General features: G+C 70.2%; 16 protein-coding genes and 1 pseudogene. 5 read left to right on the top strand and 12 right to left on the bottom strand.

The window, feature by feature from the left end:
• The first annotated feature begins 6 nt into the window (after positions 1 to 6).
• Both D7Y15_RS29530 and D7Y15_RS29525 read left to right on the top strand, forming a co-directional pair.
• The gene (locus D7Y15_RS29530; RefSeq protein WP_121754640.1) at positions 7 to 2,286 is read left to right on the top strand and encodes a glutamine amidotransferase; all 2,280 of its coding nucleotides are present in this window, start codon (positions 7 to 9) and stop codon (positions 2,284 to 2,286) included.
• A gap of 91 nt (positions 2,287 to 2,377) precedes the next feature.
• The gene (locus tag D7Y15_RS29525; protein ID WP_120577532.1) at positions 2,378 to 2,674 is read left to right on the top strand and encodes a hypothetical protein; all 297 of its coding nucleotides are present in this window, start codon (positions 2,378 to 2,380) and stop codon (positions 2,672 to 2,674) included.
• A gap of 28 nt (positions 2,675 to 2,702) precedes the next feature.
• Here D7Y15_RS29525 and D7Y15_RS29520 read toward each other — a convergent pair whose 3' ends face one another.
• The 3 genes from D7Y15_RS29520 to D7Y15_RS29510 form a co-directional block, all read right to left on the bottom strand.
• Positions 2,703 to 3,260, bottom strand: coding sequence for a superoxide dismutase family protein (locus tag D7Y15_RS29520; RefSeq protein WP_120577531.1), 558 nt, complete (start codon positions 3,258 to 3,260; stop codon positions 2,703 to 2,705).
• Positions 3,261 to 3,371: 111 nt separating this feature from the next.
• A complete protein-coding gene (locus tag D7Y15_RS29515; RefSeq protein ID WP_120577530.1) occupies positions 3,372 to 4,949 on the bottom strand; it encodes an N-6 DNA methylase in 1,578 nt (525 codons plus the stop codon).
• Between the two features lie 21 nt (positions 4,950 to 4,970).
• Positions 4,971 to 5,825 carry an ion transporter gene (locus D7Y15_RS29510; RefSeq protein WP_120577529.1) on the bottom strand — a complete coding sequence of 285 codons (855 nt, stop codon included), beginning with the start codon at positions 5,823 to 5,825 and terminating at the stop codon, positions 4,971 to 4,973.
• 141 nt (positions 5,826 to 5,966) lie between these two features.
• Between D7Y15_RS29510 and D7Y15_RS29505 the strand changes: the two genes are divergently transcribed.
• Both D7Y15_RS29505 and D7Y15_RS29500 read left to right on the top strand, forming a co-directional pair.
• Complete coding sequence (locus tag D7Y15_RS29505; RefSeq protein WP_120577528.1) at positions 5,967 to 6,731, top strand: hypothetical protein; 765 nt, start codon at positions 5,967 to 5,969, stop codon at positions 6,729 to 6,731.
• A gap of 45 nt (positions 6,732 to 6,776) precedes the next feature.
• The gene (locus D7Y15_RS29500; protein WP_121754639.1) at positions 6,777 to 7,886 is read left to right on the top strand and encodes an alpha/beta fold hydrolase; all 1,110 of its coding nucleotides are present in this window, start codon (positions 6,777 to 6,779) and stop codon (positions 7,884 to 7,886) included.
• Between the two features lie 101 nt (positions 7,887 to 7,987).
• Here the strand turns inward: D7Y15_RS29500 and D7Y15_RS29495 are convergent, their stop codons facing one another.
• From D7Y15_RS29495 to D7Y15_RS29465, 7 genes are all read right to left on the bottom strand, one after another.
• Positions 7,988 to 9,613, bottom strand: coding sequence for a sodium/solute symporter (locus D7Y15_RS29495; protein WP_121754638.1), 1,626 nt, complete (start codon positions 9,611 to 9,613; stop codon positions 7,988 to 7,990).
• A gap of 10 nt (positions 9,614 to 9,623) precedes the next feature.
• Positions 9,624 to 9,902 carry a DUF485 domain-containing protein gene (locus tag D7Y15_RS29490; protein ID WP_120577525.1) on the bottom strand — a complete coding sequence of 93 codons (279 nt, stop codon included), beginning with the start codon at positions 9,900 to 9,902 and terminating at the stop codon, positions 9,624 to 9,626.
• Positions 9,903 to 9,946: 44 nt separating this feature from the next.
• The gene (acs, locus tag D7Y15_RS29485) at positions 9,947 to 11,911 is read right to left on the bottom strand and encodes an acetate--CoA ligase (protein ID WP_121754637.1); all 1,965 of its coding nucleotides are present in this window, start codon (positions 11,909 to 11,911) and stop codon (positions 9,947 to 9,949) included.
• Positions 11,912 to 11,922: 11 nt separating this feature from the next.
• Entirely contained in the window at positions 11,923 to 13,026 is a 1,104-nt protein-coding gene (locus D7Y15_RS29480) for a hypothetical protein (protein ID WP_121754636.1), read from the bottom strand.
• Positions 13,027 to 13,183: 157 nt separating this feature from the next.
• Entirely contained in the window at positions 13,184 to 14,569 is a 1,386-nt protein-coding gene (locus D7Y15_RS29475; RefSeq protein ID WP_120577522.1) for a sigma-54 dependent transcriptional regulator, read from the bottom strand.
• Positions 14,566 to 17,520 (bottom strand): ATP-binding protein, encoded by a 2,955-nt coding sequence (locus D7Y15_RS29470; protein ID WP_121754635.1) that lies wholly within the window; start codon positions 17,518 to 17,520, stop codon positions 14,566 to 14,568. The genes D7Y15_RS29475 and D7Y15_RS29470 overlap by 4 nt, the downstream gene beginning before the upstream one ends.
• On the bottom strand, positions 17,517 to 17,678 hold the full coding sequence (locus D7Y15_RS29465) for a hypothetical protein (protein ID WP_014399164.1): 162 nt from the start codon (positions 17,676 to 17,678) through the stop codon (positions 17,517 to 17,519). The genes D7Y15_RS29470 and D7Y15_RS29465 overlap by 4 nt, the downstream gene beginning before the upstream one ends.
• An 89-nt stretch (positions 17,679 to 17,767) precedes the next feature.
• Between D7Y15_RS29465 and D7Y15_RS29460 the strand changes: the two genes are divergently transcribed.
• Positions 17,768 to 19,306, top strand: coding sequence for a GspE/PulE family protein (locus tag D7Y15_RS29460; RefSeq protein ID WP_121754634.1), 1,539 nt, complete (start codon positions 17,768 to 17,770; stop codon positions 19,304 to 19,306).
• Here D7Y15_RS29460 and D7Y15_RS29455 read toward each other — a convergent pair.
• Positions 19,272 to 20,873 (bottom strand): PAS domain-containing sensor histidine kinase, encoded by a 1,602-nt coding sequence (locus D7Y15_RS29455; protein WP_121754633.1) that lies wholly within the window; start codon positions 20,871 to 20,873, stop codon positions 19,272 to 19,274. The genes D7Y15_RS29460 and D7Y15_RS29455 overlap by 35 nt on opposite strands.
• Before the next feature lie 220 nt (positions 20,874 to 21,093).
• Positions 21,094 to 21,207 (bottom strand): annotated as a pseudogene (locus tag D7Y15_RS29450) (IS5/IS1182 family transposase); the annotation flags it as partial.

Genomic DNA, 21,207 nt, shown 5'->3' with positions numbered 1-21,207 from the left:
CCTCGAATGAACTCCCCGTCCTTCAACGCGTGGAAGCTCGTCAGCCTGTCGCCCCTGCCCGTCTGGGCGCTGGTGCTGCTGGGCGTGGGGTTGGTGGTGGGCATCGCGCTGGCGGCGTGGGGCGTGCGCCGCGAGCCGTCCCGGGGCCGCAAGCTGCTGCTGTGGGGCCTGCGCCTGGGCGCGGGCGTGGCGGCGTTCTTCTTCCTCCTGGAGCCCGGCATCCGGCACCTGCAGGTGGCGCGGATGAAGAACCGGGTGGCGGTGCTGGTGGACCGCTCGGCGTCCATGAACTTCCCGTCGGAGCCGGGCGGGCCCACGCGCAGCGCGCAGGTGGCGGCGTTCCTGGAGAAGGCGGCGCCCACGTTCGCGTCCTGGCAGGACCGCTTCACGGTGGAGGTGTACGGGGTGGACCCGGAGCTGGCGCCGGTGACGGCCGCGCAGCTGGCCCAGGAGCCCGCGCGGGCGGGCACGACGGACCTGCTCGCGGCGCTGCGGTCCGCGGCGTCCGGAGGGCAGGGGTCGCGCAAGCTGTCCGGTGTGCTGCTGTTCAGCGACGGCGCGGACAACACGGAATTGAAGGCCGGGGCGGTGGGCCGGGCGCGTGCGGCGCTCACGGACCTGGGCGTGCCGGTGTCCACGTTCCTGGTGGGCCAGGAGGCGCTGAAGGATTTGTCGGTGGAGGGGCTGAAGGTGGATGACTTCGCCTTCGTGCGCAACTCGCTGACGGTGGAGGTGGAGATCCACGGCCGCGGGTTCTCCGGGCAGGACATCCCCGTCGTCTTGAGCCAGGAGGGCAAGACGGTGGCGAGCAAGCTGGTGAAGATGACGACCGGCGACGACGTGAAGCCGGTGTCCTTCACCTTCACGCCGGACCAGACGGGGCGGTTCGTCTACACGGTGACGGTGCCCACGTTCCCGGATGAAGCGGTGAGCGACAACAACAGCCGCTCGTTCACGCTGAAGGTGATTCGCGACCGCGTGCGCGTGCTGCTGGTGGTGGGGCGGCCGTCGTGGGACGAGCGCTTCCTGCGCGGGCTGCTCAAGCAGGACGCGAACGTGGACCTGGTGTCGTTCTACATCCTGCGCACGCTGTCGGACGACACGGGCGTGTCGAACGAGCGGGAGCTGTCGCTCATCCCGTTCCCCATGGAGGAGATCTTCGACACGAAGCTGCACACGTTCGACGTCGTCATCTTCCAGAACTTCGGTTACTCGGACCCGTCGCTGTCCATCGCGGAGTACGAGCGCAACCTGGAGCGCTACATCCACGAGGGCGGCGCGTTCGTGATGATTGGCGGCGACAGCGTGCTGGGCGAAGGGCGCGCGTCGATGCCCACGTTGATGGAGGCGCTGCCGGTGGAGGCCGCGGGGCCCGCGAACGCGGAGCCGTTCAAGCCGCGCCTTACGCCGGAGGGCCTGCGGCATCCGGTGACGTCCATTGGCACGGGCGCGGCGAGCACGGAGGCCACGTGGGGCGAGCTGTTGCCCATTCCGGGCGCGAACCTGACGCGGGCGCGGCCGGGCGCGACGGTGCTGATGGACCACCCGTTCATGACGGTGGACGGGAAGAACGCGCCGCTCGTGTCGGTGTGGGACTACGGGCGGGGCCGGGCGATGGTGGTGGCGACGGATGCCACGTGGTCGTGGGCGTTCACGGCGCACCGGGATGGTTCGCCGAACCGGGCATATGACCGCTTCTGGGGCAATGCGCTGCGGTGGCTGGTGAGGGATCCGGACCTGACGACGCTGAAGGTGACGGCGGATCCTCCGTCGGTGGAGCCGGGGCGGCCGGTGGGCGTGGTGGTGCAGGCGCGGATGGCGGACTACCAGCCGGCGGACGGCGCGCAGGTGCGGGCGGAGCTGTTCTCCGTGGCGACGCAGAAGCCGGTGGCGGTGCAGACGGGCACGACGGGCGCGGACGGTGTGGTGCGGCTGGAGTTCGCGCCGCCGGCGCCGGGGCCGTACAAGCTGCTCGCGTCCGCGAAGAAGGGCGAGACGGACCTGGGCAAGGGCGAGGACGCGGTGGCGGTGCGCGCGGTGGGTCCGGAGCTGTCGGACGCGTCGGTGCGGCCGACGCTGATGGAGCAGATCGCCAGCGTCACGGAGGGCAAGGCGTACAAGCTGCCGCAGGACGGGATGCCGGACGTGCCGCTGTTGGATCCGCCGGTGGTGGAGGTGGGGCGCGCGAAGGACCAGCCGCTGTGGGACCGCTGGTACTACCTGGTGGCGCTCATCGCGCTCCTGGGCGCGGAGTGGTTCGCGCGGCGGCGGTTCGGGTACGTGTAGCCATGTCGGGCTTCGACTTCACGGTCCGTGACCGGTCCGGGCAGGTGAAGGTCCAGGCGGATGTCAGGGCGCAGCCGGGCACGACTCGCGAATGGGCCGAAGCGAGTTCTTCCTGCTGATCACGCTGGACAAGCTCTATGGCTGGGAGCCAGCCCTGGTGAAGGGGCGGGGCATGCCCACGTGGGTGCTCGATGCCACGAACATCCTGGCGCCCTACTACGAGCGCGTCGGAACCGGGCCCCAGGACATCCAGCCTCTGACGTTCGTCATGATGGTGTCGTGGAGGCTCGCTGAGCTGACCTCCGCCGAAGACAGCGCGCCTGCACTGGCCCGGACAGGGCTGCCTCGAGCCATGGCCCATGGCGAGGTGGCGCGGACCGAGGCCTGATGAACAGGCCTCGGCCGTGATGCGGTGACTACTCCGCCTTCTCCACCACGCCGCAGGCGATGCGGCCGCCGGCGTCGCCGGTCGGGTCGGTGTGGTAGTCGTCCAGCTTGGCGTGGACCATGACGGCGGAGCCGTCCTTGTCGAGCAGCGACTTCACCTTCAGGTCGGCGAGGAACACGTCGAACTGCACCTTGCCGTCCTGGGGAACGTAGAGGTTGGGCAGGTCACCGGCGTGCTGGCCCTTGGGCGACAGCGCGCCGTGCTGCTTCTTCGTCGGGTTGAAGTGGCCGCCCGCCGTCTTGAACTCCGGCGCCTCGCACTTGCCGGTCTCGTGGATGTGGAAGGCGTGCTCGCCCGCGGGCAGGTTCATCAGCGTGCCCCGCACCAGCACGCCCTTGGGCGCCTGCTCCATCGTCACTTCGCCCACGTCCTTGCCCTGGGCGTCCTTCAGCGTCGCCTTCACCGTCTCGCCCTTCTTGAGGGCAGGCTTCGCGCCCGCGTCCGCGGGGGCCGGCGTCCCGGCGTCCTGGGCCAGGGCGGGCGTGGAGAGGAGGGCGGCGGCAACCAGCAGGGAACGGATCATCATGTTTCGAAGACTCCAGGGATTGGGTTACCCAGCGGCGCTGGACACTACCCACCCGCCGCGTCCTTCGCAGGGGAATGTCCACCCCCGCATTCATCAGGTGATGGGGAGTCATCACTCCGGCAGCGGGCCGTCCAATGGCACCGGCACCACTCGGGACGCACCGAACGCGGGCGCCCACACGCGCTGCACCTGCGCCCCGTTCAGGAAGCGCATCACCGCGCGGAACGCCGCCTCCGGGCCACCCAGGCCTTCCGCCCAGGCGCTGCCCCGGTGCGACAGGTTCGGCACCAGCGGGCCCAGGGACTCGCGGGACCTGGCGCCCCGGGTGATGCCCAGGCCTTCGTCCCGGATCCGCTGAGGTACGTACAGCGGCGCGAACCGCGCGTGGCGGTGGTCGTGCACGCAGCCGGGCTCCTCCAGCAGCGCTGCGGACAGAGGCAACTCGCGCACGTTGAACAGGAGCTTCACCGCTTCCTCGTGCGGATCATACGGACCGCGCAGCCGGTGGTCCCCACGCGGAATCAGCCGCCGGTCCAGGTAGCAGAACGCCTTCGCTTCTGGAGGCACCGCGCCCCGGTGCCTCGCGCCGCCGTAGCGGAAGAACGGGCGCACGTGGCTTGCGTCCACCTCCAGCTCGGGTCCCTGCTTCAGCGCGCGCAGCTTGGGCAACAGCGCGGGCTCCAGGCCGTGCTCCCGCGCGAAGTCCTCCAGCGTGTCCTGCGTCGCGGCGCAGAAGGCCCGGAGGCGCGCGAGCAGCCGCTCCCGGTCCGCGTCCACCAGCAGTTCGTCGAAGCGCGTCTTCACTCCGGGCAGGCTCACCGGGATGAGCGTGGTGAGCAGCTCGCCTCGCGCGCGCCAGTCCGCGTCCAGCGCGGCGGCCTCCTGCGCGATGGGGGAGAGCCGCCACTCGGGAGCCTCGGGCGTGAAGCACTGGCCCACGCCCTTGTGCTCGTAGTGGGGCGCGGAGGCGTCCGCGTTGGAGCGCGACGTCCACACCGTGATGCACGTGCGCACCTGCGTGCCCGTGAAGATTCCCGGGCCCAGGTCCACCACCTCGCGCAGGTGGAGCGCTTGCAATAGCGCATGGCGCAGCGGCGCGTAGATGAACGACTCCAGCAGGCTCGCGGGCGTGATGAAGGCCAACACTCCCGGCCGGGCCGTCAGCCGCTTCATGGCGACGAGCAGGAAGAACGCGAAGTCGTCCCGGAGGCTCGTGCCCGGCGGCATCTCCAGCGGCACCAGGGCTCGCAGCCGCGCGTAGCAGGCCGCGTCCTTCAGCACCGCGGACGTGCCGTTGTAGGGCGGGTTGCCGACCCATAGCTCCGCGTGTCCCTCCGGCGTCTCCGCGAGCAGCGGCTCCAGCCCGCCCCGGAGCGCGTCCCCAACGCGCACGTCCGCGCCCGGCACGCGGGCCTGACACAGGCGGGCGACGCCGGCATCCAGCTCCAGGCCGCACAGCCTCGCGTCCGGACGGTGCCGCGCGGCGGCGGCGAGGAAGGCCCCCGCGCCACAGGCGGGATCCACCACGGTGAGCGGCCCATCCCCCAGGCGTGACAGCGCGAGCGCGAGCGTGCGCTCCACGATGGGCGCGGGCGTGTAGAACGCGCCCACCGCCTTGCGGTTGATGTCGGGGAACTGGTGGACCAGCAGTTCCTCGTCCAGCTCGGGCGTGTCGATGGCGCGGGCCATGCCGGACCATCCTAGACAGATTCACCCGGTGGTCTGCGAGGGGGTCCAGTCCAATGCCGTGCCGCAGCGTTTGCAAAAGCGCGCATCCACGTCATGACCCTGTGCGCCACAACCCGGACACGCCTGTGTATTCAAGGGCTGACGCGTAGCGGCGGCGAGCTCCACCGACACGATGCCCGTGGGCACCGCGATGATGCCGTAGCCCATCACCATCAGGATGGACGCGAGGAACTGCCCCGTCACCGTCTTGGGCGTGATGTCCCCGAAGCCCACCGTCGTCATCGTCACGATGGCCCAGTACATGGAGCGGGGGATGCTGTCGAAGCCGTTCGCCTCGCCCTCCACCATGTACATGACCGCGCCCATGATGACGTCGATGCTCAAGACCGTGCCCAGGAAGACGATGATCTTCGGTCGGCTCGCGCGCAGCGCCGTGAGCAGCACCTCCGCCTGACCCAGCAGGTGCCCCAGCTTGAGGATGCGGAAGACTCGCAGCAGGCGCAGCACGCGGATGACCAGCAGCGTCTGCGCGCCCGGGAACAGCACGCTCAGGAACGACGGCAACAGCGCCATCAGGTCCACGATGCCGAAGAAGCTTCGCGCGTAGTGCAGCGGCTGGCGCACCGCGATGAGCCTCAGCGCGTACTCCAGTGCGAAGAGGACGGTGAAGATCCACTCGGCCACGTGCAGCGCGTGGGCATGCTCCGCGCGCACCTGGGCGACGCTCTCCAGCATCACCGCCGCAACGCTGAACACGATGGCCCACAGCAGGGCCACGTCGAACGCCTTTCCCGCCGGGGTGTCCGCTTCGAAGATGACCGTGTGCAGGCGGGCGCGAAAGCCGCTCGGGGGGCTCTGTTCGGAGGGACGGTCCACAGGCCGCGCAGCTTAGGCGCAATCCCGCTGGGAACGTTCAACAGCGTTCCTGTCTCCTGGACCGGCGGCTGCATTGCCAGGGCTGGTTCCCGTCCCGACGTTCCAGTCCGCCCTGTCCATGGCGCGGAGCGGCTCTGGCGCATGTTGCAAATCCTCAACGCCATCCCCGTGCGGCTGCTCGCCCTGATGGTGATGGGCCTGCTCTTCATATGCCTGGAGCTCGGCTACCGGCTCAGTCACCGGAGGCCGGAGCTCGGCGACGTGTCGGCGCTCCAGGCGTCGGTGCTCGGGCTGGTGGCGCTCCTGCTGGCCTTCTCCTTCTCCATGGCCGCGGACCGGTACTCGCTGCGCCGCGCCCTCGTGGTGAAGGAGGCGAACGCCATCGGCACGCTCTACCTGCGCCTCGGCTTTCTTCCCGAGCCCTCGCGCGGCGAGACGCGCGCCTGGCTGCGCCGCTACACCGACCTTCGCCTGGAGGGGCACGAAGTCGCGAATGAGCCGGCCGTCTTCGCGAAGCTGTTCCAGGAGTCGGAGTCGCTCCAGTCGGAGCTCTGGGCGCGGCTGGAGGCGCTGGCGCCCCGAGTGGAGGCCCCCGTGCTCATCCTCGTCACCCAGGCGATGAACGACGTGTTCGACATCGCCGACGAGCGCCTGGCGGCGGCCCACAACCTCATCCCGACCTCCATCTTCGTCCTGCTGCTCGTCGGGATGCTCGGCTCCGGCGTGCTCCTGGGATACCGGCCGGAGGCGCGCGTGCGCGGGTTCCTCTCCTGGTTCCTGTTCGTGGTCATCCTGACCGCCGTGATGTTCACCCTCCTGGACCTGGACCTCCCCACGCGAGGACGCATCCGCGTGGACCAGGAGCCGCTGCGGTCGCTCCAGGAGCAGCTGCGCACCCATCCCTGACCCGCGTCCAGGCAATCGGCGGAGGGGGTCGTCCGTTCACAGGGCATGCGGACCCTGAACGACACCTCGAAGCGCGTCTCCCTCTCCCTGTTCGGCCTGGGCCTGTCGCTCACGGCCCTCCCGGCGTTCGCAGGCGAGGCGCCTACGCCCCAGGAGGTCATGCGGGAGGCCCGGCGCAGCGTGCTCACGGACGGCATCGAGAAGGCGGAGGCCGTGCGCATCGGCGGCATCGACCAGTGGATTTCGGTGCGCGGGCGCCACAAGGACAACCCGCTCTTGCTCTTCCTTCACGGCGGGCCGGGCTTCACCGCGCTGCCCACCGCGTACTTCTACCAGGGCGAATGGGAGGAGTACTTCACCGTCGCGCACTGGGATCAGCGCGGCGCGGGGAAGACGTATGCCCTCAATCCCCCGGACAAGGTGAAGCCCTCCATGACCGTGGACCGCATGGTGGCGGACGCGGAGGAGGTGGCCGCGTACCTGCGCAAGACGTACGGCAAGAAGCGCATCGTGCTCGTGGGCCACAGCTGGGGCACGGTGCTGGGCGTGAAGCTCGCGCGGATGCACCCGGACTGGTTCGACGCGTACGTGGGCATCGGACAGGGGGTGGACATGCCGAAGAACGAAGCCCTGGGCTACGCGGCCACGCTCGCCGCGGCGAAGGCGGACGGCAACAAGAAGGCCATCGAGGACCTGGAGTCCATCGCCCCGTTCCCAGACCCGAAGGACCCCGCGCGCACGCTGGCCAACCTGCACAAGGAGCGCCGCTGGCTCATGCACTATGAGACCCACGGCTGGCGCGCGCCGGACTGGCACGGCGCCGAGGTCTGGCGCTACAGCCCGGACGTCACCGGCAAGGACATGCAGGCGCGTGACGAGGGCCTGGATCTGAGCCTCGCGGCCTTCTGGGCGCCCATCACCCAGCTGAACCTCACGAAGGAGAACCGCTTCGCGCTGCCCGTCGTCTTCTTCCACGGCCGGCATGACCGCACCACGTCCGCGCAGCTGTTGGACTCCTGGTTCGCCACCGTCCAGGCGCCGTCGAAGAAGCTCGTCTGGTTCGAGGACTCCGCGCACATGGTGCACGAGGAGGAGCCCGGGAAGGTGCTCGTTCAACTCGTGCAGGACGTGCTCCCGCTCACGCGCGGGAAGTAGTCACGAAAAAGAAAGGCGGAACCCGAGCCCCTTTGGAAACTCCCGGGTTCCGCCCTGTCCTTCACGCCGAGGAAGAAACCGTGAAGGACCGCCGAGCAGCTTCAAATCTTTTGGGGTGCCTCCGGGATGCCCGGAGGCACCGTGCCCGCCACGCCCGTGGGCACCGTCACCGGGGGCGTCACCGCCGCGCCCACGTGCATGCGGTGCTCCACCTCCGCGAACCGCGCGGACGCCTCCGCCTCCGGTGCCAGCACCGACACCATCCATCCGACGATGAAGGACAGCGGGATGGTGACGATGCCCGGGTTCTTCAGCGGGAAGAGGGCGGACGCGTTGCCCAGCAGCTCCACCTGCACCGTGGGCGACAGGAAGATGAGCAGCACCGCGCTGATGGAACCGGTGAGCATGCTGGCCACCGCGCCCTTGGTGGTGAAGCCCCTCCACAGCATGGACAGGAGCAGCGCGGGGAAGTTCGCGCTCGCCGCGATGGCGAACGCCAGGCCCACCATGAAGGCCACGTTCTGGTTCTTGAAGACGACGCCCAGGATGATGGCCAGGATGCCCAGCGCGAGGCTGGCGATGCGCGCCACCATGAGCTGCTCCGCCTCCGGCGCGTGTCCCTTGCGCACCACGCCGGACCACAGGTCGTGGGACAGCGCCGCCGCGCCCGACAGCGTCAGGCCCGCGACCACCGCGAGGATGGTGGCGAAGGACACCGCGGAGATGAAGCCCAGGAAGCCCGTGCCGCCCACCACCTCCGCCAGCATGGGCGCCGCCATGTTGCCGCCCTTGTCCACGCTCACGATGGCCTGACGGCCCACCAGCACGGACGCGCCGAAGCCCAGGATGAACGTCACCAGGTAGAAGAAGCCGATGAGGCCCGTGGCGTAGAACACGCTGGTGCGCGCCGCCTTCGCGTTGGGCACCGTGTAGAAGCGCATCAGGATGTGCGGCAGGCCCGCAGTGCCGAACATCAGCGCCAGGCCCAGGGAGAGGGTCTCCAGCGGGTTGGACACCAGCTTGCCCGGCGCCAGCGCCTCCGGCCCGTAGCGGTTCACCGCCTCGCTGAAGAGCGCCGCGGGGCTGAAGCCGAACTTGTACAGCACCGAGATGGCCAGCGCCGTCGCGCCGCCCAGCAGCAGCACCGCCTTCACGATCTGCACCCACGTGGTGGCGATCATCCCGCCGAACAGCACGTAGAGGATCATCACCGCGCCCACGATGACGACGGCCGTCTCATAGGAGAGGCCGAACAGCAGGCGGATGAGGTTGCCCGCGCCCACCATCTGGGCAATCAGATAGAAGACGACGACGGTGAGCGTGCCCACCGCGGCGGACAGGCGCACCGGGGTCTGCTTCAGGCGGTAGGCCACCACGTCCGCGAAGGTGTACTTGCCCAGGTTGCGCAGGGGCTCCGCGATGAGGAAGGTCACCACGGGCCAGCCCACCAGCCAGCCCACGGAGTAGATGAGCCCGTCGAAGCCGGACGTGGCCACGAGCCCCGCGATGCCCAGGAAGCTGGCGGCGCTCATGAAGTCGCCCGCCAGCGCGAAGCCGTTCTGCCCGGCGCTGATGCCGCCACCGGCGGCGAAGAACTCCGACGTCGTCTTCGTCTTGCGCGCCGCCCAGTAGGTGATGGCCAGCGTGATGCTGACGAAGAGGAGGAAGAAGACGATGGCCGTGGTGTTGGGCTGGCCAATCTGCGTGCCCGCGGTCGTGGGATTCATGGGTGGCCTTTCAGCGGCGCAGTTCGTCGAGGGCGCTGTCGTACTTGCGGTTGGCCCAGCTCATGTAGACGCCCGTCAGAACCCAGGCGCAGAGGATGGTGAGCGCTCCCAGCACGATGCCGACGGACAGCCCCGGCATGAACTGGTGCCCCATCAGCGGCCGGTTGAAGGCCACCAGCAGGATGAAGCCCAGATAGACGACCAGCATCGCCACCGTCAGCGCGCCGGCCACGCGCCAGCGCCGCGCGGCGAGCGCCTTCAACGCCTCGTCCTTGGAATTGCCGTACATCGGTGTTCCTCCTTGCGAAGCGTGAAAGGGACCGCGAGGGGACTTCAGCGGCGCGAGGCCGGAGGCAGGCCCTTGGTGAGCAGCTCCTCCAGCACGGCGGGGTCCGCGAGCGTGCTCGCATCGCCCAGGTTCTCCGTCTCGCCGCCGGCGATCTTGCGGAGCATGCGGCGCAGAATCTTCCCGGAGCGCGTCTTGGGCAGGCCCGACACCAGCACCACCCGGTCCGGCGTGGCGATGGGCCCAATCACGTGCCGCACCTGCTCGCGCAGTGTGCCCACCATCTTCTCGTCCGGGGTGCGCAGGAAGTCTGGCTTCACCGTGACGAAGGCGCACACGCCCGTGCCCTTCAACTCGTGCGGGAAGCCCACCACGGCGGCCTCGGCGACGGCCTCGTGGGCGACGAGCGCGCTCTCCACCTCCGCGGTGCCCAGGCGGTGGCCGGACACGTTGAGCACGTCGTCCACGCGGCCGGTGATCCAGTAGTAGCCGTCCTCGTCGCGGCGGCAGCCGTCGCCGGTGAAGTACAGCGGCAGGAAGCGCGCGTAGTACGTCTCCACGAAGCGCGAGTGGTGGCCGTACAGCGTGCGCGCCTGGCCCGGCCACGAACGCGCGAGGCACAGGTTGCCGTTGACGCCGTTGCCTTCCAGCTTCTTGCCCTCTTCATCCACCAGCACCGGCTCCACGCCGAAGAAGGGGAGGGTGGCGCTGCCGGGCTTGCAGGGCGTCGCGCCCGGCAGCGGCGCGATGAGGATGCCGCCCGTCTCCGTCTGCCACCAGGTGTCCACCACGGGGCAGCGGCCCTCGCCCACCACGTCGTGGAACCAGCGCCAGACCTCCGGGTTGATGGGCTCGCCCACGCTGCCCAACAGGCGCAGCGACTTGCGGGACGACTTCGTGACGAAGCTGTCGCCCTCCTTGATGAGCGAGCGCAGCGCGGTGGGCGCGGTGTAGAGCATGGTGGCCTTCAGGTCGTCCACCACCTGCCAGAGGCGGCTCGCGTCCGGCCACGTCGGGGTGGACTCGAAGAGGACCGTGGTGGTGCCCGTGCTGAGCGGGCCGTACACGAGATACGAGTGGCCCGTCACCCAGCCCACGTCCGCGGTGCAGAAGTGCACGTCGTCCGGCTGCGTGTCGAAGATGTAGCGGAACGTCGTGTTCGCGTAGACGAGATATCCGCCCGTCGTGTGCAGCACGCCCTTGGGCTTCCCGGTGGATCCGGACGTGTAGAGGATGAAGAGCGGATCCTCCGCGTCCATCCACTCCGCGGGGCAGACGCCGCGGTGCTTCTGCACCTCCACGTCCAGCCAGTGGTCGCGCCCCTCGCGCATGGGCACTTCCTTGGGCGTGCGGCGCGCGACGAGCACGGACGTCACCTGGGGCAGCCCATCCAGGGCCTCGTCGGTGATGGCCTTGGTGGCCACGCTCTTGGGGCCGCGCGGGCCCTCGTTGGCGGTGATGACGACCTTCGCGCCGGAGTCCAGCACGCGCTCGCGCAGCGAGTCCGCGGAGAAGCCCGCGAACACCACCGAGTGCACCGCGCCGATGCGCGCGCACGCCAGCAGCGAGTACACCAGCTCCGGAATCATGGGCAGGTAGACGATGACGCGGTCGCCCTTCCGCACGCCGTGCGCCTTGAGCACATTGGCCAGGCGGTTCACGTGGTGGGCGAGGTCGCGGAAGGTGATGGTCTCGTACTCGCCGGGCGTGTTCTTCGCCCAGAGGATGGCGGCCTTGTCCGGGCGCGCCTTCGCGTGGCGGTCCACACAGTTGACCGTCACGTTGAGCTTGCCGCCCACGAACCAGGCGAAGTCCGCGGCCTGCTCGTTCACCTCGCGGATGGACTCCGGCGGGTGGAACCAGGTGAGCTGCCGGGCCTGTTCGCCCCAGAAGGCCTCCGGGGCGTCCAGGCTCTGGCGGTAGAGGCGCTGGTACTCCTCCAGGCTCTTCACGTGCGCGGTACGGCGGAAGGCTTCCTTGGGCTGGAAGAGCGAATCCGTGTCGGTGGCCATGGGTGGAGTCCTCAGTAGAAGAGCTGGAGCTGGGCGGTGCCGGTGATGCCCGTGGTCGTGTGGGCGATGTCTCCCACGCGTGACACGGCCACCTCCGTCTTCAGGTTGAAGGTGTGCTTCTGGAACCAGAGGTTGAGGCCGGGCTTGAACGTGAGCAGGTCCGTCGACGGCACGCGCCCGTTGAAGTACTCGCTGCTGAAGACGGGCTCGACGATGCCGATGCGGTAGCCCAGCTCCACGAAGAAGCCGGTGCCGCTGCGCACGTTGTCGAAGCCCTGCTGCCAGGAGAAGACGTTGCTCTGGAAGACGAACTCCTGGTTGTCGCCGATGGGGATGTCCAGGAACACGTCCGCCGCCATGGCCACCGCGGAGTGGATGCCGGAGGCGGTGGCGATGGCGTTGTACTGGTAGTCACCGCCCACGCCGAACGACAGCATGGGCTGGTCCGTGAAGTAGATGCCGCGCAGGAACTGGTCGTACTCTTGGCCCCAGACGTTGTAGCGCGCGGTGCCCACGACGCGCGGCAGGTCGTCCGCGTTGACCGTCTGGCCATTCTCCAGCTTCGCGCCCTCCACGCCGTTGAGGATGGCGGCGCGGTACGTCCAGGGGCCCGCGAAGCCACGCACCTGCACGCCCATGTCGCGCCACACCTTGCCCACGCCTGGCGGGTAGCGGATGAGGTCGGAGTGGTAGTCCACCGTCTGGAGCGCGATGGCGCCCTGCAACGCGTGGTGCGACAGCGGCGCGAGGATGAAGCCCGCCTCCACCCACGTCTTGTCGGCGAACTCGTACGCGACCGTGGCGTCCTGGATGTAGAAGGCGGGGCTGTAGTCGCCGTTCTTGCCGAAGTTCGGCTGGTCCGTGTCGATGAAGAACGACAGCTTCTTCGTGATGGAGCCGAAGAGGAGCAGCCGCACGCGGCGCAGGAAGAAGTCCGTCCCCACGCCGCCCGTGGGCGCGCCGTCCTTGACGAGCTGCATCTGCGGGTGCAGCAGCACGTCCACGTTGAGGACCGCGTCCTCGGTGATTTGAATCTTGCCCGCCGCCGCCGGCAGCGCGGTCAGCAGGGCCGTGAGCACCAGAAACCGCGACAGGGGATGGGGGACGGGGCGCATGGGTCCCCATCCCCTGAGCAACCCCCGTTCCACCCGGTCGCGCTCCGGGTTTCAGGACCTTGGGGGTTGGCTCGCCGCGTCAGGATGTGGCGGAAGGTGACAGGGCGTTACCCCCCGTAACGATTCGTGCAGCGCGTCGTAACACCCGGGTAACGCCTCAGGCGCGGGTGCGCGGGATGCCCAGCCGCTGACGCTTCTCCCAGAGCGTCTTGCGGCTGATGCCCAGCCGGCGAGCGAGCTCCGTCTCGCCCATGCGCTCCTGGTGCTCCAGCACGAAGCGGCGGAAGTACTCCTCCATGGAGTCCGGCGAGCGCGGATCCTCGCTGGCCGGGACGAGCGGGAAGTCCGTCTCCTCCAGCGCGGGCGGGCTGCTGTCCGCTCCCGGCCCGCCCGGTGGCTCCAGCGCCAGCAGGTCGGCGGTGAGGAGCGGCCCATCCGCGAGGATGACCGCGCGCTCGATGGCGTTCTCCAACTCGCGCACGTTGCCCGGCCACGGATGCTGCGCGATGGCCGCCAACGCGTCCGGGGACAGGGACGCGGGCGGGCGCCCGATGCGTCGGCTGGCCCGCTCCAGCAGGTGTTTCGCCAGCGCGGGCACGTCCTCGCCGCGCTCGCGCAGGGGTGGCAGGCGGATTTCGACGACGCGCAGGCGGAAGTAGAGGTCCTGGCGGAACAGCCCCTCCTGCACACGGCGGGGCAGGTCGCGGTGCGTGGCCGCGAGGATGCGCACGTCCACCTTGCGCGAGCGAGTGGCGCCCACCCGTCGCACCTCGCCGTCCTGGAGCATGCGCAACAGGCGCGCCTGCGCGGGCGCGGGCAGCTCCCCAATCTCATCCAGGAAGAGCGTGCCGCCGTGCGCGGCCTCTACAAGTCCCGCGTGCGCGGCCTGCGCACCGGTGAAGGCGCCCTTCTCGTGGCCGAACAGCTCGCTCTCCAGCAGGCCTTCGGGAATGGCGGCGCAGTTGACCGCGATGAGCGGCCCCTCCGCGCGAGGGCTCTGTGCGTGGACGGCGCGCGCCACCAACTCCTTGCCGGTGCCGGACTCGCCCAGCACCAGCACGGTGGCGGCGGACGGGGCGACCTTGCGCACGCGCTCGAACACGTCGCGCATGGCGGAGGAGTTGCCCACCATGCCTCCGGGGGACCAGGTCTGCTCCACCTCGCGCTTGAGGGCGGCGTTCTGGCGGGTGAGTCGGCCCTCGCGCAGCACGCGCTCCACCTGGAGCAGCAACTCGTCGTGGTCGAAGGGCTTCGCGATGTAGTCCACCGCGCCCAGCTTCATCGCGTCCACGGCGGACTTCACCGTGGCGAAGCTGGTCATGATGAGCACCGGCACGCCCGGACACAGCGCGATGATGTCCGTGCCCGGCGGCCCGGGCAGGCGCAGGTCGGAGATGACCAGGTCGAAGGCGTCCAGCGTGTGCTCGGATGCGGCTTCCGGCACGGCGCCCGCTTCCGCCACGTCGTGGCCCGCGCGGGTGAGCAGCCTTCGCAGCTCCGTGCGGATGATGGGTTCGTCCTCGATGACCAGGATGCGGCTCAAGCGGAGGCCTCCTGCTTCAGCACGTCCGCGCGGGGCAGGCTCAGCGTCACGCGGGTGCCGCCGTCCTGGCGGGCCTCGATGCGCAGCGTGCCGCCGTGCTCCCGCACGATGCCTTCCACCAGCGTGAGGCCCAGGCCGGTGCCTTCGCCGGGCTGCTTGGTGGTGAAGAACGGCTCGAAGATGCGTTGCGACAGCTCCGGGGCGACGCCGTGCCCCCGGTCCTCCACCTGGATGCGCACCTGGTCTCCCGAAGCTTCCGCCAACAGGTCCACGCGCGAGCCCGCGGGCGACGCGTCGATGGCGTTGGTCAAGAGGTTCACCAGCACCTGCTCCAGCCGCTGCGCGTCGCCGCGCACGTCCAGTCCGTCCGGGCTCTGGTGCGTGCACTCCACGTCGCGCGCCTTGCGTGACAGCCGGGCCAGCTGCGCGGCCTCCGCGAGCAGCGGGCCCACCGCCACGCGCGTGAAGGGCCGGGACTCGCCGCCGACCGTGCCCGAGTGGCCGAAGCCCACCAGAGCCCGGACGATGGTGTCGATGCGGCGGCACTGCTGGAGGATGAGCCCCACGCGCTCGCGCACGGCCTCTGGATCCTCCAATTCGTATTTGAGGTTCTGGCTGATGCTGGCGATGGCGGTGAGCGGGTTGCCAATCTCATGCGCCACGCCCGCGGCCACCCGGCCCAGCGACGCGAGCCGGTCCTGGTGCGCGAGCCGCGCGTCCACCGCCTTGCGCTCCGTCCAGTCCTCCACCAGGAACGTGATGCCCGTCTCCCCACCGCTGGTGTCGTCCGAAGGCGCGAGCCGCGAGCGGTGCAGGCGCAGCGAGCGCTGCTTGCCTTTCACCATCACGCGCACCTCGTCGTCGCCGCAGGGCGCCCGAGCGAGCTCCGCGAACAAGGGGCCCCAGGGCTCCGGCAGGCGCGCGAGCGGCTGTCCGCGCGCGGAGTCCATGGGCACGCCCGACAGCGCCTCCAGCGCGGCGTTCCAGATGACGACCTCTCCGTCGGGGCCCATGGCGCAGACACCCAGGGGCAGGTCCTCCAGGATGCGGTAGAGGTAGCGGCGCACGACCTCCAGCTCGCGCAACGGGCCGCGCATGTCGCGTGCGTCACGCAGCCGCTCCTCCACGAAGCGCAGTTGATCCGCCAGGGCCGTGCGCGTGCCGGGGTCCAGCCGCAGCGCTTCGCCCACCGCGAGCCGCGCCAGCACCGGACCGATGAGGCCGGAGAGGTTGCGCTCCACGCCGTCGCGCAGGCGGCGCAGCTCCGCGGGCCGGCGCTCGTCGGGGGACAGCTGCAGCGCCTCGCGCGCGCGGTCCACCTCCGCCGCGGCCACCTGCGCGCCCAGCACGGGCTCCAGCTGCCGGCGGAACTCGTCAGGGGAGCTGGCCACCACGCTGCCCTCCGCGAGCCCCGGCGCCTCGCGCGCGCACACCCGCGCAGCCTCCTTCTCCTCCACGGACTGGCGCGTGACGAGCGACACCGCCACGAAGCACAGGGAGTTGAGGGCCAGCGAGGTGAAGGTGGCGAAGCCCCAGGGTTCGTCCGCGCTGAAGCCCAGGGTCACGGAGATCTGATTGGTCCACGCCACCAGTGACGGCGGCTCCCACAGCGGGGCCAGCAGCGTGAGGGCCCACGTCGCCCCGCCCGCCAGGAGCCCCGCGAGCAGCCCCGCGCGCGTGGCCTTGGGCCACATCAGGAGCCCCAGCACGCCCGGCGCGAACTGCGCGGTGGCCACGAAGGACACGAGTCCCAGGTCCACCAGCCCCGTCGCTCGCGCGTTCAGCAGCCGGTAGAAGCCGTACCCCGCCAGGATGACGGCGGCGATGAGCACGCGCCGGGCCCACAACAACCACCCGTAGAGGTCGTCACGTCCGCGCGTGGTGCTCAGCGGCAGCACCAGGTGCGTCAGGCACATGGGGGCGAGCGCGAGCGTGGTGACGATGACCATGGCGCTCGCCGCGGACACGCCGCCCAGGAAGGCGATGAGCGCCATCAGCGGGGCGCCCTTCGTGATGGGCACGGAGAGGACGTGGAAGTCCGCGGGCCAGGGCAGACCCAGCGCCTCCCCGGACCACAGCAGCACGGGCACCGCCACGTTGATGAGCAGCATCAAGAGCGGGTAGGCCCACGCGACGGTGGCCATGCCGTCGCGCTCGGGCGCTTCCGTGAAGGCCACGTGGTACTGCCGGGGCGTGAGGAACGCGGCGATGGTGGAGAGCACCAGCAGCGGCGCCCAGGACGCGTCGCGAGCGGGCCGCTGGAGGGCTTCCACCGCCTCAGGGTGGCGGGTGAGCCAGTCGTTGAGCCCTCCCACTCCGCCGAAGACGGACACCACGCACCAGCCCGCGACGATGAGCAGCGCCAGCAGCTTCACGCCCGACTCGAAGGCGATGGCCAGCATCAGGCCTTCATGCCGCTCGCGCGGGGCGGGGTGGCGGGCGCCGAAGAGGAGCGCGAAGACGATGAGCACGCCGCAGAAGCCGGGGCCCACCAGCGCGGGGGAAGCGGCGGGGCTCAAGAGGCGCGCGGACTCCACGACGGCGCGAATCTGGAGCGCCAGGTAGGGCATGCTGCCGGCCAGCGCGAACAACGTCACCGCCGTGCCCGTCACCTGGCCGGGGTAGCGGAAGGCGAGCAGGTCCGCGAGCGAGGTGAGCTGCAACTCGCGCGTCAGCCGCAGCAGCGGACGCCACAACACGGGGGCGAGCAGGCACGCGAGCGTGAGGCCCAGGTAGATGCCCAGGTAGCGGAAGCCATGGCGGGCCGCGTAGCCCACGCTGCCGAAGTAGGACCAGGACGTGGCGTACACGCCCAGGGCCAGCGCGTACGTCAGCGGGTGCTGGGTGATGCGCTGGGAGATGCGGCCCTTCTCCGCCGCGTAGGCCACCAGGAACAGCACGCCCAGGTAGGCCACGGAGGCGATGACGAGCGGGCCCAGCCCCAGCGTCATGGGCGCAGGCTCCGGTGCGCCACCCACCCGCCCAGGGCGATGACGCCCAGCCACACGACGAAGGGAAGCGAAGCGGGAGCCCCTTCGGCCAGCCACAGCCGGCGCAGCGGCGAGCCGAACAGCAGCACCGCCACTGCGAACACCAACAGCGACGGCATGGCGGGAGGGTCCGCGGGGGGCCGCGACATGCCGGGGAGGATAGCAGCCCCGGAAGGCCGCGAGGGGGGCCGTGATAAGCCGGCGGGCCATGGCTCCCCCGGACGTGCCCCCGTTCTCCGAACTGCCCCAGTTCACGCTGGACCGTGCCTCGCTGCGCCTGCTCCCCGAGTCCTTCTGCCGCCGCCTGGGCGTCGCGGTGATGGGCAAGGTGGACGCGGCCCACGACACGGAAGCCGTGACGGTGGCGATGCTGGACCCGGAGGATGAGTCCGTGCGCTGCCGCATCGCGGACTTCCTGCGCCGGCCGGTGCGCCCGGTGCGGCTCAACCGCTACGAAATCGATTCCGCATTGGAGGCGGGCTTCGGCGCGGGCGAACACGCGTCGGTGGACGTGGTGCTGAAGGCGGGCACGGAGCTGTCCCAGCGGCCCACGGCGGTGGAGTTGGTGAACCACGTGCTCGCGGTGGCGGTGACGCAGAACGCGTCCGACATCCACCTGGAGAGCTACACGGACGACGTGGACCTGCGCTATCGCGTCGACGGCATCCTCCACCAGACGTACACGGACATCTCCCCGGACTCGCTGCCGGAGGTGGTGAGCCGCATCAAGGTGATGGCGGGGCTGGACATCGCGGAGAAGCGGCGGCCCCAGGACGGCCGCCTGCGGGCGCTCTACGAAGGCGCGGCGGGGCGGAAGTTCGTGGACTTCCGCGTGAGCGTGGTGCCCTCACCCGCGGGCGAGGACGTGGTCATCCGCCTGCTCGACGCCACGGTGGGCCTGGTGCCGGTGGAGAAGTTGGGGATGACGCCGGAGCTGCAGGCCACGGTGCTGCGGCTGCTCGGCAACCCGGAGGGGCTGGTGCTGGTGACGGGCCCCACGGGCAGCGGGAAGACGACGACGTTGTACGCGGCGCTGGCGCGGCTCAACGACGGACGCAAGAAGATCATCACCGCGGAGGACCCGATTGAATACGTGGTCCCCAAGGTGAACCAGAAGCAGGTGTCGCCGCAGATGCCGCACCTGACGCTGTTGCGCGCGCTCCTGCGGCAGGACCCCAACGTGATGCTGGTGGGAGAGATTCGAGACCTGGAGACGGGCAGCACCGCGCTGATGGCTGCGTCCACGGGGCACGTGGTGCTGGGCACGCTGCACACGGCGGATGCCATTGGCGCGGTGAGCCGCCTGCGCGGGTTGAAGCTGGAGGACGGCGACATCGCGGAGGCGCTGCTCGCGGTGCTGGCGCAACGGCTGGTGCGGCGCATCTGTCCGGAGTGCTCCGCGCCCACCACGCCGACAGCGGATCAGCTGACGCTGCTGGGGCCGCTCCTGGATGGCGTGCAGCCCCGGGCGGGGCAGGGTTGCGAGGCGTGCCGCCACACCGGCTTCAAGGGGCGCGTGGGCCTCTTCGAACTGCTGGTGGTGGACCCGGAGCTGCAGCTGCTCATCGCCACCGGGGCGCCGGGCGTCCAGCTGCGCCGGCACGCCCGGGCGCGGGGCTTCCGCACGCTGGTGGAGGACGCGCTGGCGAAGGTGGCGGCCGGGGTCACCACGCTGCACGAGCTGACGCGCGTGGTGCCCTACCGCTACATCCTCACGGCCCGGGAGGAGCGCCAGGCTCCGGGGTGACGTCCGGGCCTGGAGGTAGCATCACGGTGAAGGTCGAGCCCTCGCCGAGGATGCTGCGCACCTGCACGACGCCGCCGTGGGCTTCGATGATCTGCTGGGTGATGAAGAGGCCCAGCCCCAGCCCGCCGTAGTTGCGCTCGGAGACGGCGCGCACGAAGCGCTCGAAGACGCGCGGCTGGTCCGAGAGCGGGATGCCGATGCCCTCATCCTTCACGCTCAGCACGGCCAGCCCGGCGTCCATGCGGACCCGGATGTGGACGGGCTTGCCCGCACCGTACTTGAGCGCGTTGGTGAGCAGGTTGGTGATGACCTGATCCATCCGGGCCCGGTCCCAGTTCCCCTCGATGGGCGCGGCGGCCTCCAGCGTGACGGTGCAGCCGACCTGCGCGGACTGGGGCGCGTAGCGGGTCACCACCTCCCGCGCGAGCGAGGTCAGGTCCATGGGGGCCCGGTCCAACCGCAGCTGGCCCATGCTGATGCGAGACACGTCCAGCAGGTCCTCGATGAGGTCCGACAGCTTGCGCACCTGGCGGCGGGCCACCTCCAGGTCGCGGGCGATGCGCTCCACGGGCAGGGTGGCGGAAGGGTGGTTCTCCACGGTGCGCAGCAGGGCCGTGAGCTTGAGCTGGAGCGGGGTGAGCGGCGTCTTCAGCTCGTGCGAGGCGACGGAGAGGAACTCATCGCGGGCGCGCACGGCGTCGCGCAAGAGCTCCAGCTCGCGCCGCTCCTGGGTCTGCTTACGCTGGGTGATGTCGCGCGTCACCTTGGCGAAGCCCTGGAGCTTGCCTGACGGGTCGCGCAGCGCGGTGATGACGACGCTGGCCCAGAAGAGGCTGCCGTCCTTGCGGACGCGCCACGCCTCCTCCTCGAAGTGCCCTTCGTTGGCGGCCACCTGGAGGGCGTACCAGGGCTTGCCGCGGGCCACGTCCTCCGGGGGAAAGAAGCGGCTGAAGTGCTGGCCGATGATCTCCTCGGCCTTGTACTGCTTGAAGCGCTCGGCGCCCGCGTTCCAGGTGGAGACGCGGCCATCCGGGTCGAGCATGTAGATGGCGTAGTCCTGGATGTGCTCGACGAGCAGGCGGAAGCGCTCCTCGCTCTGCAGCAGCTGCTCCTGGGCGAGCTTGCGCTCGGTGAAGTCGCGCGTCACCTGGCCGTAACCCACGAGCTGGCCCTGGGGGTCGCGCATCTCGGTGATGACGACGTTGGCCCAGAAGAGGCTGTGGTCCTTGCGGACGCGCCAGCCCTCTCCCTCGATGCGGCCCTCGCGGTTGACGGCCTCCAGGTCCTGCTGGGGCTTGCCCCGGGCGATGTCCTCGGGCGGGTAGAAGCGGCTGAAGTGCTCGCCGAGGATCTCCTCGGGCCGGTAGCCCTTGATGCGTTCGGCGCCGGTGTTCCAGCTCATGATGTTGCCCGCTGGGTCCAGCGTCACGATGGCGTAGTCCTTCACGCTGTCGATGAACAGGCGCAGCTGTGCGCCCATGTCTCGAGTCGCGTGCGGGGTCGCGTAGGCGATGTCGCCACCGCTGGCGGACGAGGGGGGCTGGCTGTCGTCCAGGGGACTTCTCATAGACGGTCCAGATTAATGCACGGCGCGGGGGCTTCGGTGGGGAACGACAGGGTGGATGCATCCACCACCCAACCCTGCTGGCAGGCCGTGCTTCCGAGCAGAGCGGAAGCTCACACCCTGCGTGGAGAACCCGTCGATTTTCGGGGCCGCATTGGCCCCAGGTCCAATACGCGGGCCGGGGGCTGGCGTGACGCGCGGCCGGCCCGGCTAGGGGGTGTCCCTAATTAAGCCAAAGCATCATGCAGGCCAGGTGGAGGACCGCCAGGTAGTTGGTGGCGGTCTTCTCGTAGCGGGTGGCCACGGCGCGGAAGCGCTTGAGGCGGTGGAACATGCA

The sequence above is a fragment of the Corallococcus sp. AB030 genome, from assembly GCF_003668965.1.
Lineage (GTDB): Bacteria > Myxococcota > Myxococcia > Myxococcales > Myxococcaceae > Corallococcus > Corallococcus exiguus.
Note: the sequence above shows the minus strand (reverse complement) of the source record. Positions and strands in the feature narration are given on the sequence as shown.

Coding starts and splice junctions, on each gene's coding strand:
- D7Y15_RS29525 (WP_120577532.1), top strand. CDS start 2,378: ATGGGCCGAAGCGAGTTCTTCCTGCTGATCACGCTGGACAAGCTCTAT.
- D7Y15_RS29495 (WP_121754638.1), bottom strand. CDS start 9,613: ATGAATCCCACGACCGCGGGCACGCAGATTGGCCAGCCCAACACCACG.
- D7Y15_RS29480 (WP_121754636.1), bottom strand. CDS start 13,026: ATGCGCCCCGTCCCCCATCCCCTGTCGCGGTTTCTGGTGCTCACGGCC.
- D7Y15_RS29500 (WP_121754639.1), top strand. CDS start 6,777: ATGCGGACCCTGAACGACACCTCGAAGCGCGTCTCCCTCTCCCTGTTC.
- acs (WP_121754637.1), bottom strand. CDS start 11,911: ATGGCCACCGACACGGATTCGCTCTTCCAGCCCAAGGAAGCCTTCCGC.
- D7Y15_RS29530 (WP_121754640.1), top strand. CDS start 7: ATGAACTCCCCGTCCTTCAACGCGTGGAAGCTCGTCAGCCTGTCGCCC.
- D7Y15_RS29470 (WP_121754635.1), bottom strand. CDS start 17,520: ATGACGCTGGGGCTGGGCCCGCTCGTCATCGCCTCCGTGGCCTACCTG.
- D7Y15_RS29515 (WP_120577530.1), bottom strand. CDS start 4,949: ATGGCCCGCGCCATCGACACGCCCGAGCTGGACGAGGAACTGCTGGTC.
- D7Y15_RS29465 (WP_014399164.1), bottom strand. CDS start 17,678: ATGCCGTCGCTGTTGGTGTTCGCAGTGGCGGTGCTGCTGTTCGGCTCG.
- D7Y15_RS29455 (WP_121754633.1), bottom strand. CDS start 20,873: ATGAGAAGTCCCCTGGACGACAGCCAGCCCCCCTCGTCCGCCAGCGGT.
- D7Y15_RS29460 (WP_121754634.1), top strand. CDS start 17,768: ATGGCTCCCCCGGACGTGCCCCCGTTCTCCGAACTGCCCCAGTTCACG.
- D7Y15_RS29505 (WP_120577528.1), top strand. CDS start 5,967: ATGTTGCAAATCCTCAACGCCATCCCCGTGCGGCTGCTCGCCCTGATG.
- D7Y15_RS29490 (WP_120577525.1), bottom strand. CDS start 9,902: ATGTACGGCAATTCCAAGGACGAGGCGTTGAAGGCGCTCGCCGCGCGG.
- D7Y15_RS29520 (WP_120577531.1), bottom strand. CDS start 3,260: ATGATGATCCGTTCCCTGCTGGTTGCCGCCGCCCTCCTCTCCACGCCC.